The organism is Streptococcus equinus, from assembly GCF_900104225.1.
Taxonomy (GTDB): domain Bacteria; phylum Bacillota; class Bacilli; order Lactobacillales; family Streptococcaceae; genus Streptococcus; species Streptococcus equinus_D.
This window is the reverse complement of the sequence record NZ_FNJK01000001.1, coordinates 305721-316827: the sequence shown is the minus strand read 5'-3', so window position 1 is coordinate 316827 and position 11107 is coordinate 305721. Positions and strand designations below refer to the sequence as shown.

11 protein-coding genes and 1 pseudogene are annotated in these 11107 nt (G+C 36.3%); 1 reads left to right on the top strand and 11 read right to left on the bottom strand.

Annotated elements, in window-relative coordinates; genetic code table 11:
- Positions 1-6 precede the first annotated feature (6 nt).
- The 7 genes and pseudogenes from BLP98_RS09635 to dnaG form a co-directional block, all read right to left on the bottom strand.
- A pseudogene (locus tag BLP98_RS09635) lies at positions 7-751 on the bottom strand (ABC transporter ATP-binding protein); the annotation flags it as partial.
- The gene (locus BLP98_RS01500) at positions 751-1557 is read right to left on the bottom strand and encodes an ABC transporter permease (protein WP_074481577.1); all 807 of its coding nucleotides are present in this window, start codon (positions 1555-1557) and stop codon (positions 751-753) included. The pseudogene BLP98_RS09635 and the gene BLP98_RS01500, both read right to left, overlap by 1 nt.
- Positions 1554-2489, bottom strand: a complete 936-nt coding sequence (locus tag BLP98_RS01495) for a glycosyltransferase family 2 protein (protein ID WP_074481576.1) — start codon at positions 2487-2489, stop codon at positions 1554-1556. Before BLP98_RS01495 ends, BLP98_RS01500 begins: the two co-directional genes overlap by 4 nt.
- Positions 2479-3633 (bottom strand): beta 1-4 rhamnosyltransferase Cps2T, encoded by a 1155-nt coding sequence (cps2T, locus tag BLP98_RS01490; protein ID WP_074481575.1) that lies wholly within the window; start codon positions 3631-3633, stop codon positions 2479-2481. Before cps2T ends, BLP98_RS01495 begins: the two co-directional genes overlap by 11 nt.
- A gap of 141 nt (positions 3634-3774) precedes the next feature.
- Positions 3775-4110, bottom strand: a complete 336-nt coding sequence (locus BLP98_RS01485; protein WP_074481574.1) for a metal-sulfur cluster assembly factor — start codon at positions 4108-4110, stop codon at positions 3775-3777.
- Positions 4111-4132: 22 nt separating this feature from the next.
- A complete protein-coding gene (gene rpoD / locus BLP98_RS01480) occupies positions 4133-5242 on the bottom strand; it encodes an RNA polymerase sigma factor RpoD (protein WP_024343868.1) in 1110 nt (369 codons plus the stop codon).
- An 8-nt stretch (positions 5243-5250) separates the two neighbouring features.
- Entirely contained in the window at positions 5251-7059 is a 1809-nt protein-coding gene (gene dnaG / locus BLP98_RS01475) for a DNA primase (protein ID WP_074481799.1), read from the bottom strand.
- A gap of 114 nt (positions 7060-7173) precedes the next feature.
- Between dnaG and mscL the strand changes: the two genes are divergently transcribed.
- Positions 7174-7557 (top strand): large conductance mechanosensitive channel protein MscL, encoded by a 384-nt coding sequence (gene mscL / locus BLP98_RS01470; protein WP_074481573.1) that lies wholly within the window; start codon positions 7174-7176, stop codon positions 7555-7557.
- 68 nt (positions 7558-7625) lie between these two features.
- Here the strand turns inward: mscL and rpsU are convergent, their stop codons facing one another.
- The 4 genes from rpsU to BLP98_RS01450 form a co-directional block, all read right to left on the bottom strand.
- Positions 7626-7802, bottom strand: coding sequence for a 30S ribosomal protein S21 (rpsU, locus tag BLP98_RS01465; RefSeq protein WP_000048058.1), 177 nt, complete (start codon positions 7800-7802; stop codon positions 7626-7628).
- 283 nt (positions 7803-8085) lie between these two features.
- Positions 8086-8883 (bottom strand): alpha/beta fold hydrolase, encoded by a 798-nt coding sequence (locus BLP98_RS01460; RefSeq protein WP_033152917.1) that lies wholly within the window; start codon positions 8881-8883, stop codon positions 8086-8088.
- Between the two features lie 191 nt (positions 8884-9074).
- Positions 9075-9449, bottom strand: coding sequence for a pyridoxamine 5'-phosphate oxidase family protein (locus tag BLP98_RS01455; RefSeq protein WP_033152919.1), 375 nt, complete (start codon positions 9447-9449; stop codon positions 9075-9077).
- 799 nt (positions 9450-10248) lie between these two features.
- The gene (locus BLP98_RS01450) at positions 10249-11070 is read right to left on the bottom strand and encodes a transporter substrate-binding domain-containing protein (protein WP_074481572.1); all 822 of its coding nucleotides are present in this window, start codon (positions 11068-11070) and stop codon (positions 10249-10251) included.
- Between the last annotated feature and the right edge of the window lie 37 nt (positions 11071-11107).

Sequence of the window (11107 nt, the reverse complement as noted above, 5' to 3'; positions counted from 1 at the left end):
ACTCTTTTTCAGTATTATCATAGCTGTATTGGTTGGCAACATCAAATGGATTTCCGTAAGCTTTAACCAAACCGTTTTCAATAAGAACAGCGCGGTTACAATACTTCTTAACTGCTCCCATATCGTGGGTAACAAGAATTGTTGTCTTGCCACTTTCTTTACGTTCCATGAAATAATCATTACACTTACGTTGGAAAGCTTCGTCACCTACGGCAAGCACTTCGTCAAGAATGAGCACATCACCTTGAGCTTTAATGGCAACTGAAAACGCTAAACGAACTTGCATACCACTTGAGTAGTTTTTTAGCTTTTGATTCATGAAATCTTCTAGCTCAGCAAACTCAACGATGTCATCATACATGGCATCGATTTCCTCAGTTGTGAACCCAAGCATGGCACCGTTCATGTAGACATTTTCTCGTCCTGTCAATTCAGGGTTGAAACCAACTCCAAGCTCAATAAACGACACCATTTTACCATTAACCGTAACTGTTCCTTTTTCTGGAACATAGATTTGTGAAATGATTTTCAATAGTGTTGATTTACCAGAACCATTACGACCAACAATCCCAAAGAAATCTCCCTTGTGAACATCGAACGAAATGTCTTTCAAGACATGTTGTTCACGATATCCTTTAATTCCTTTAAAACGATTAACAAGTGCTGTACGTAAACTTTGAGTTGCTTCTGTAGGCAATTTAAAATACTTACTTACATGATCAACTTTTACTGCAATTTCTTTATCTGACATTATAAAATCTCCGCAAATTTCTTAGCATGTTTATGGAAAATATGATAACCAATTGCAAAAACTACAAATGGAATTAGGTATGGAATTAGTGCAATGAAGTTATTATTAATCAATTCCCAACCACGCATATTTCCAGAATAAACAATAAAATGACGCATATCTTGAATGACTTGCGCAATTGGATTTAGCATCATAATTTTTCCGATAGTAAAGTGATGACGTTGCAAAATAAATGTCAATGAATAAATAATAGGTGTACCATACATACCAGCTTGAAGAATAACTTCCCAAATTGGTCCTAAATCACGATATTTAACAAATAAAGTTGACAATATAAATGCAACACCAGCAGCTAAAGCAAACAATTCAATAAACAATGGAATAATAACTAAGAATCCGAAATTTGGATGAATACCATTTAACAAAGCGAAAACAAAAACGACCACCATATTAATGGCATAGTTGATTGCTGCTCCAACAACTGAAGAAATGACAATAATTTCTTTTGAAAAGTTTAATTTACGCAGTAAATCCCCACGCACAACAATTGAAAGCATTCCCATGTTAGTTGCTTCAGCAAAGAAGTTCCATGTCACCATACCAATTAACAAACCGATAGCATAGTGAGGAGTACCATCATCAAAGCGCAAGAAACGAACAAACACCAAATACATAATTGTGAAAAGCATTAATGGTTTTAAAATTGACCACAAATGCCCAATTAAACTTCCTTGGTAGCGAAGTTTAAAGTCCGTTTTTACCATTTCTTTTAATAAGATTTTATTTTCTTTACTAAAGAACTTCATTTATTTCTCCTATAACCAAATTTGGTAATAATTAATGTTCTAAACACAAGCGTATGGAAGGTACGATTTTTGCGTAAGCCATACTGATTCAATGTTTTTATTCGCTGAATCAGTGGCTTGTCCATAATCGTTGTGAAATTTTCAACCAAGTCTCTTTTTTCAGGGGTCAATGCTAAATCTAATAAAAAACGTGCTTGAGTTTGACTAGCATTAATCAACCACCAATATTTTTCAACTAATTTATGAGGCTTAATCCAATTTTTCATGCGTTTAGTCCATGTACGCGCCCCTAATACATTAGCATCATGTTGACGATACAATTCCGTTGGGTAATCAACATAAGCAAGATTACCTAAAGCGCTAGCAAGCAAAGCAAGATACCAATCGTGCATCAACAAATCTTCTGTTGATGTCCACAATTCAGCCAATGTATGATTTATCATTGCTGTACCACCAGTTACTGTGTTTTCAGTCAATTCTTGAACCAACTCAGTATTGGCATGATCAGACTGTGTTTTAATCATACTTTCATGTAAAACATTTAAATCTCGATCAACAATTTTCAAATCTGTATAAACCAATAAAGGTTTCTGACTATCATACTTTTGCGCTTCTGCTATAGTCACAGCTAACTTATCTTCTAGCCAAATATCATCTTGGTCAGAAAAGAAATAATAATCTGCTTCGCTATGTTTCAAAAGCGTATAAAAGTTTTTGATGACACCAAAATTTTCACGATTGTCGGCATTAATAAAAATAATACGTGAGTCAGCCTGAGCATATCGTTTAATAATTTCGGGTGTCGTATCACTAGAGCCATCATCACGAATATACAAAGTCCAATCTTTGACTGTTTGTTTCTGAATGCTTTCAATCTGTTCAGCCAAAAATTGTTCACCATTGTAGGTAGACATGAGAATATTAATCTTCATTTAAAAATAGTTCCTCGTACTCTCCAACGATTTTTTCCCATGTGTAATTTTGTTTAACAATGGCGCGCGCACGATTGCCATATTCCGTAAAATCATAATGACCATCGGCGTCATTAATCAAACATGAGAGATTACCTGATGTTTTATTCCAATAAAAAGCACTTGCTCCTGCAACTGACTTATTGAAAGGCACATCAAGTACAAGATTTAACTTGGTATGTCCTAGAGCTTCTAACAAACCAGGATTTGTTCCACCAACTTCATGACCGTGGATATAAGCAAAAGCATTCTCACGAATATAGTTCAGTAAGTCACGATCATATACAGTGCCGACAAACTTAACCCTGTGATCACGTTCAAAGTTTGTCAAATGTTTTAACTTGTCAAAATAAGCACTATTTTTGTGGTTAGAAATAATAATCAAATCACGTCTTGTATTTGATTTCATAAACTCACGAATTGCTGTTTCATAATTGTTTTCTGGCACAAATCGGCCAACGATCAGATAATAGCCATTTTCCTTAGTTTTCCAATTATCAAAACATTTTCTAACCTTATAATCATCAGCTGTTAGGGTTGATTTTTTCAAATCCGTTCCATAAGCAATAAAACGTGTCTTAGCATCTGGATAAGATTCTTTTATATAGTTTTCAATACCAATATTATCTGAAATAACCAAATCAACTGTTTTAGCCATCGATTTTTCAGCATATTTTAAATAAGCTTGAACCGGTTTTGACCATTTTGAGCGTTTCCACTCAAGACCATCTGGATTGACATAAACTTTCCCACCAAGAGCGTGAATTCTCCAAACAAAAGGTGCAATAAATGCTCCAATTGTGTTACCCAAAATATAAAAAATAGGGTGTTCAATACCAGATCTTTTTACCATTTGAAGTCCATAAGTAATTGCCATCATATCATAGGCAATCACTCGAGCTGGACCAATTTTAGGTGCCTTGATGGTAAAACAATCTGCGCCCTCATATTTAAAATGCGTATGATGTTTATCATCACTTAAACAAGCGACGTGATAAACAATATCTGAGCTCTGCTTATTTTTTACCAACTCCTCAACAAAAGTCTCAAAGCCACCATACTTTGCAGGCAAACCTCGACTTCCGATGATGAATACATGTTGCATGGCACACTTCTCCATTCTAAAATACAATCAAAAATATTATACCATATTTTAAATAAGCTGGCGATGGAAAAACGAAAGTAGCTAGAGCATACGGCTATCAAAGAATCAAAAAAACACCAGCATTTCTGCTGGTGTCATCTTTTATCTAATTCCCAAAGCAATGCGGGCATAACGACTCATTTTATCAACTGTCCAAGCTGGGTACCAAACCAATTTAACTTCGGTATTAGTAACCTCAGGAATCTCACGCATTGCATCGTGAATCTGATCGGTAAGAAGATCTGCTAGTGGGCATCCCATTGTTGTTAAGGTCATATCAATTTCTGTATGTCCATTTTGCTCAAATCGGATTTCGTAAACAAGCCCTAAATTAACAATATCAATCCCTAATTCAGGGTCGATAACTGTTTCCAAAGCTTCAAGAATACGATCTTTAATCTTTGCGACATCTTCTTCTGTATATTTTTGTTCAGACATAAGCGAACCTCTTGACTATTTTTTAATCTTCGATAAAATCACGGAGCTGTTTGCTACGGCTCGGATGGCGAAGTTTACGAAGTGCTTTAGCTTCAATCTGACGAATACGTTCACGCGTCACATTGAAGACTTTACCAACATCTTCCAATGTACGCATTTTACCATCATCAAGACCAAAACGCAAGCGCAAGACGTTCTCTTCACGGTCAGTCAATGTATCTAAAACTTCATCAAGTTGTTCACGAAGAACAACACGAGTTGTGTAATCTACTGGATTTTCAATAACTTCATCTTCAATGAAATCTCCAAGATGGCTATCATCTTCTTCACCGATAGGTGTTTCCAAAGAAACAGGTTCTTGGGCAATTTTCAAGATTTCACGAACTTTATCAGGAGTCATATCCATACGTTCAGCAATTTGTTCTGGTGTTGGATCTTGTCCAAGTTCCTGTAGAAGGTTACGTTGTTCACGAACAAGTTTGTTAATTGTTTCAACCATGTGAACAGGGATACGGATTGTACGAGCTTGGTCAGCAATTGCACGTGTGATTGCTTGACGGATCCACCAAGTAGCGTAAGTTGAGAATTTGAACCCTTTTGAGTAATCAAATTTATCAACAGCTTTCATCAAACCCATATTTCCTTCTTGGATAAGATCAAGGAATTGCATACCACGCCCAACATAACGTTTAGCAATAGAAACAACCAAACGCAAGTTAGCTTCTGCCAAACGTTGTTTAGCTTGAAGGTCACCAGCCGCTACTGCAACAGCCAATTCTTTTTCTTCTTCGCTTGACAACAAAGGCACAACCCCGATTTCTTTAAGATACATACGAACTGGGTCATTAACCTTAGCAGAGTTACTTCCAAGCAATTCTTCATCAGTCAATTCTTCTGGTTTTGGTTCTTCAACAACGTATTTCGTTGATGGGTTACCTTCTTTATCAGTAATTGAAATCCCACCATCTGTCAATCGTTCCAAAAGGTCATCAATTTGATCAGCATCCAATGAAAATGGAATAACCAATTTTTCTGTCACTTCATCATCGACAGCTGTTCCGTTCTTTTTATGGTTACGAATAAATTCTGCAACTTGAACATTAAAAGTAGTAATTTCTTTTTCTTTTGCCATATTTTCCTCTATTCCATATTTCTTTTTTGGGCAATGAGATTTTCCAAAGCCGCTAAAGCTGCGTCAACATCTCCAAGATTGCTAGATTCACGAATTAATTTACTTTGTTTTTGTAAATCTCTCTCTTGAAGTAGGCGATTACGCTTCTGAATAATTTCTTCAACTTCATTAGGCGCAATATCATCTGGTAGATTTTCTTCTAATACTTGATAATACATCTGCCGCGTTCGATCATCCAACTGCGCTAAATCATAAGAAGAAACTTCCCCCTGCTGCATCAATAAATCATAGAGTGTCTGCAACTCACGGGTATCAAAAGTAAATTCCTCTCGATTTCTAAATTCATTAAGAAGATAATCATGCGTTAATAGCCTTTGCATCAACTGACTTTCTGCTTTTATAATTGCAGAGATATTCTTTGATATCGGTAATTCAACAACCGTCACTCTTTGTTTAGCCGCTTCTGATTGAAGAGCCGAGCGATTTTGAAGCCGTTCACTATTTACCGACTGCTCAACTTGATAATAATCAAAGTCTGGCAATAAATCAGCCACCATATTAATATACGAATTTTGTGCCGTAATTGATGGTGACTGCGCGATAATCTTTGCAATCTGCTCGACATAGGCAATTTCAGCCTGGAGATTATCACTATTTTCCGGTTTTAAGTAATGAATAAAGAATTCAGTACTACTAATCCGACTATTTTCAAGCAAGTTCGCTAAAGCTTGTGGAGAATTCTTTTGAATGAATTCATCCGGGTCCATCTGTTCTGGAACTCGCACAATTTCAACATTAAAATCTTTTAAAAGTTCCAAAGACTTAGCAATCGCATTTTGACCAGCATTATCACCGTCGTATGTTAAAATAACTTTTTTAGCATAACGCCTTAAATGCCTTACATGCTCTGGGGTCAAAGCCGTCCCCATGGAAGCAACAGCATTTTCGATACCAGCTCGATAAGCCGCAATGACATCCATAAAACCTTCCATTAAATAGACTTCATGTTTTTTCGACATTACAGGTCTCGCCTTATCTAGATGATACAACTCATAAGACTTATTAAATAAAGCAGTTGACCTAGTATTCTTATACTTAGCCTGCTTATTCTCTAAATCTTCTTTGGTCCAAATACGACCTGAAAAGGCAACAACTTGACCACTATCATCCGTCAGAGGAAACATGATACGATTTTGAAACGCATCATAAACTCGATTGGTACGTTCAGACAAATTAAAAAGACCTGAAGCCATCAAAGCATTCTCTTCGTATCGTTTTGCAAGAGATTGATAAAGAAAATCAGGCTCATTTGGCGACAATCCAATGTTAAAATAATCAATCAATTCATCTGTTAAACCACGCTGGGCTAAATAAGCTTTCGCTTCTTGACCTTCCTTAGTCGTTTTCAAAACAGCATTGTAGAACTTAGCCGCATCCTTGTGAATATCAATCAAAACTTGATTAGGATTTTGTGGCTTTGCTTGCGCCTGCTGCGTCTCAATCGGTAAAGGAATGCCCGCACGTTCAGCAACAAGATGAACACTTTCTAAAAAACTAATCTGACGATATTCTTCTAAAAACTTAAAAACATCTCCAGATTTTCCGCAACCAAAACAATGGAAAAATTGTTTGTCTTCTATAACATTAAAAGACGGTGTTTTTTCCTTATGAAATGGACAAAGTCCAACATAGTTGCGACCTGCACGTGTAAGATTGACCACTTCGCCAATAACATCAACAATATTAACGCTATTTTTTATCTCGGTAATTAACTCTTTGTCAATCGCCAAAAGATCACCTCCACGCACTATTCCCATTTTAGTTTTGTATTTCATTATACCATTTTGAATGTGATTTGTAAATTCAGAAAAACCAGACTTTAGCCGATATTTTTGGTATAATAGTACTAACATATATAGGAGGTTTCTCAAATGATTAAAGAACTTAAAGAATTTTTGTTTAAAGCAAATGTTCTTGATCTTGCTGTCGCTGTTGTTATGGGGGCTGCATTTAACGCTATCGTTACTTCTCTTGTTGAAGATGTTATCACACCACTCTTCCTCAACCCAGCCCTAAAAGCTGCCGGTGTTGCAAAAATCGCCGACCTTTCTTGGAACGGGGTTGCCTACGGTAATTTTCTAAGTGCCGTTATCAACTTCCTTATCGTCGGGACAACGCTATTTTTCGTAGTTAAAGCCGCAAATGCTGCCGCTGCTCTTGGCAAAAAAGGTAAAGAAGACGAAGAAGAAACTGAAGCCGCTCCAACTCAAGAAGAACTCCTTACAGAAATCCGAGACTTATTGAAAGAAAAATAATCAATTCAGAAGTCTTTAGAGCATAAAAAGAGACGCTTAGCGCCTCTTTTTTTGTATCTAATATTTAATTAGAATTTTTTACGTTTGCGAGCTGCTTCTGATTTGCGTTTACGTTTTACAGAAGGTTTTTCGTAGAATTCACGTTTACGTGATTCTTGAAGAGTCCCAGCTTTAGTCACAGAACGTTTGAAACGACGAAGTGCATCGTCAAGTGATTCGTTTTTACGTACTACTGTTTTTGACATGTGTTTCACCTCCTCAAGACATTGTAACATTTACACGTTCCCTATTAGGATACCTAATTTATCAAAAAAAGTCAATCCTTACACGCGCTAAATGCCATAAAAATTTAAAAAATGTTTTCAGCAAAATTTCCATCACACTTATGATTTTTTTAAGGTTCCTTCACTATACTATAAACAATCCTAAAACTTTTCTTTTTCATAATCTCCTAAAAGACGACTGCAGAAATGCAGTCGTCTTTTTGTTATTTAGTATGTATTTTTCTTGCTTCTGGCATTTCGACAGTTATCTCAAAGTGTTAAGAAAAGCGGCAATCTGTTTATTCACTGTTACAGGATTATCAACATTGGAATTATGGGCAGAATCAGCAATCCAAACTAACCGAAATCCTGTTCTTTTAGACCATTCTCTGTTATAGGCTTTCACCTTACCTGTGGTATCCTTTTCACCTACTATCAAAAGTGTCGGACAAGGTATAGACAGTTCTTGATTATCTTCTAGGAACCCTGCATATCCAATTCCCATGAGATGGCACAGCTCCGCTTTATCATACTTGGCAATCATTGTTGCCATATTTTCTCGACCCCATTTCGTGATAGTATTTTTCTTCACAATAGATGATTTCAATAATTTCTCAGGGAATAATTTTGCCATCCACTCAATTTGATGTAGCCACCACATATCAGATTTTGAATAGTAATTGCCATACGGTGATGAGTCAATGGATACAAAGGCCTTCACCATTTCTGGATATCGCCTTATGAACGCCTGCGAGATAAACCCGCCCATAGACTGTCCGATTAGAATAACCTGCGATATACCACATTCAGTAAGGATTGTTTTTATGGCATTTGCAGCCTCACCATAGGTAAAAGAGACGTAAGGGCGAGACTCCCCATGTGCTGGTGCATCCCATGCGATGATATTATAATCATTTTCAAAAAATAAAAATTGTTGTTCAAACATCGTATGATCTGCTGTCAATCCATGAAGAAAGAACAGAGTATCTCTGGATAAAACAAAGACATCTGATTTCCAGTAAGCAATACTTCCATTGGGATTATTAATCTGCATTTTCTTCATAATCTATCACCCTACATTCCGTTTTAACTGTATACCCCACCTGTTGCGTGTTGTTTGTTGTTGCACTACTGATAATAGTATTATTCTTTTCATTATATCATATTCAAAATAAAATTGCAAAATGGTAACCTTGACAAAAAAGCCAACTGATGACTAAATCAGCACCAATCAGCTTTTACCACGTGTGATTATTATAGCAATTGTTTTGCTTCTGTAACGGTTAGTTCCAAGACACTTCGCAAAAATGGAAATTTTGTTTTCATTTCGTCAAATTCTGCGCCCTCATTGACCAATCTACCCGTTCCTAATATTCTAACCCCCGTCCCTTGATAGCCGTTAAATCCCTCTACTTGACGAGCACCACATGTCAGAATAAGATTCGGATTAACCTTTAAATCCTTTTCTGTACTATGCATCCCCGCTACTGGCAAGAGTATCCGATTATCTCCCTTTAAAACAAGATAAGAATTCCAAGTGCACGTAACATGCGGCATTTCTTCACCCCACGACATTATCGAAACAACACCCTCATGATTTAAAACATTTTTAAAAGTCTCAGTAAACATAAGAAATATCCTCTGTGTTCATATTTTGAGCTAAATCACGCTTCAACTCAGGGTCATTGTAACATCTCAATTTAAAGAAATGATTTCAGTTATGCTACAAGTAAACTTTTATAATTAAAAATTTTCTGGCATGATAATTATGATTTTTTAAGAATCTCCCTCTATACTATAGACAATCCTAATAAACTTTCTTTTTCATAATCTCCTAAGAACGACTGCCAATGGTGGTCGTTTTTTTTGGGGGGTGATATAAAAGAGAGTGAGACAAATAAAGTCTCCACTGCAGACTTTATTCATGAGCCTAAAAATTAAAAAGCGAATCAGTAGTTTCGCAGAAACTTGATTTCTCAGCAAGCCTCAATTTCTTGTTACTGACCTAAAACGGTCTATTCCAAGATCGTTTTTGACACTTACTTCGTAAGCTTTATTTCCCGATTATAAAAGTTCTCCGAACCTTTATAACTCACCCCCGCATGACTCAAAAGCTTGGGGAAGCTTTTGAGGTGGGAAATGAAGTCAAGCGCAACTTGATGTCAAAAAAGGGTTGTAAAAGCTGATTTATCAGCACATTAGGACCCACTCAGCAGTGATTGATTGCTCAAACAATTGAAAATTGTTTGAGGTTGGAAATCTACGTCAAAAAGTGCTTAATCAATTGTGCATGGGAAAATAAAGTCAGTAATCGCTGTTTTAATATTTCTTGACAGAGACCTCCAACAATCTATCGCCAGATTGTTGACCTTGTCAATAATCACTATGTAAACAAAGAAACTGGGTACTTTGTCCCAGCCTCCTTTATTTATTCATCTTCATCAACCGCATCGCCTGTAAGTTGTGCAGCATCTGAAATGAATTGCTTATATTTATCTTCTTTGGCTAATTTTTTGATAACTTTATTAACCGTTTTGACAAGTTTTCCGCTACCTTTTGGCATTGCTACAGCTTTAGCATCACCGTCACTTGTTTTCAATGCAAAATTAGCTAGCGCTAAATCTGAGTTTTGTGAAAGGTATCCTTCGGCAACTGGTTTTTCAAGGTCAACTGCTTGAACTTGACCAGATTTCAATTCGTTAATAGCCTCACCCATTGCTGTCAAAGAAATGATTTTTGAATCTTTCAATTGTTCTTTAGCCAAGCCTTCTTCAATTGTTCCTTTTTGAACAGCTACTTTAAGACCTGACAAACTATCAATTGAGTTATATTTATCAAGATCACTTGCCTTAACTAAAACAGCATTTTCTGTTTCATAGTAAGCATCTGAAAAATCATATGCATTTTTACGTTCTTTTGTTGCAGACAATCCTGAAATCGCCATATCTGCTTTTCCTGTTTGAAGGCTTGAAAGCACATTGTCAAAACTCATTGAAGATAATTCAAGTTTAACATCAAGTTCATCAGCAATCGCTTTAGCCAACTCAACATCAGCACCAACAATAGTGTCTTTACCATCGATCAAAGCTTTAAATTCAAACGGCGCGTAGTCTGGGCTAATAGCGACAACTAGTTTACCTTTTTTCTCAATCTTATCTTGTAAATTTTCATTAGATGAAGATCCACAAGCAGCCAAAGAACACACACTAACAAGCGCAAGTGCCCCTAGAACAAGCTTTTTAATTTTCATATTTATTCTCTCTTCTCTTAATATTATCTCTATTTTA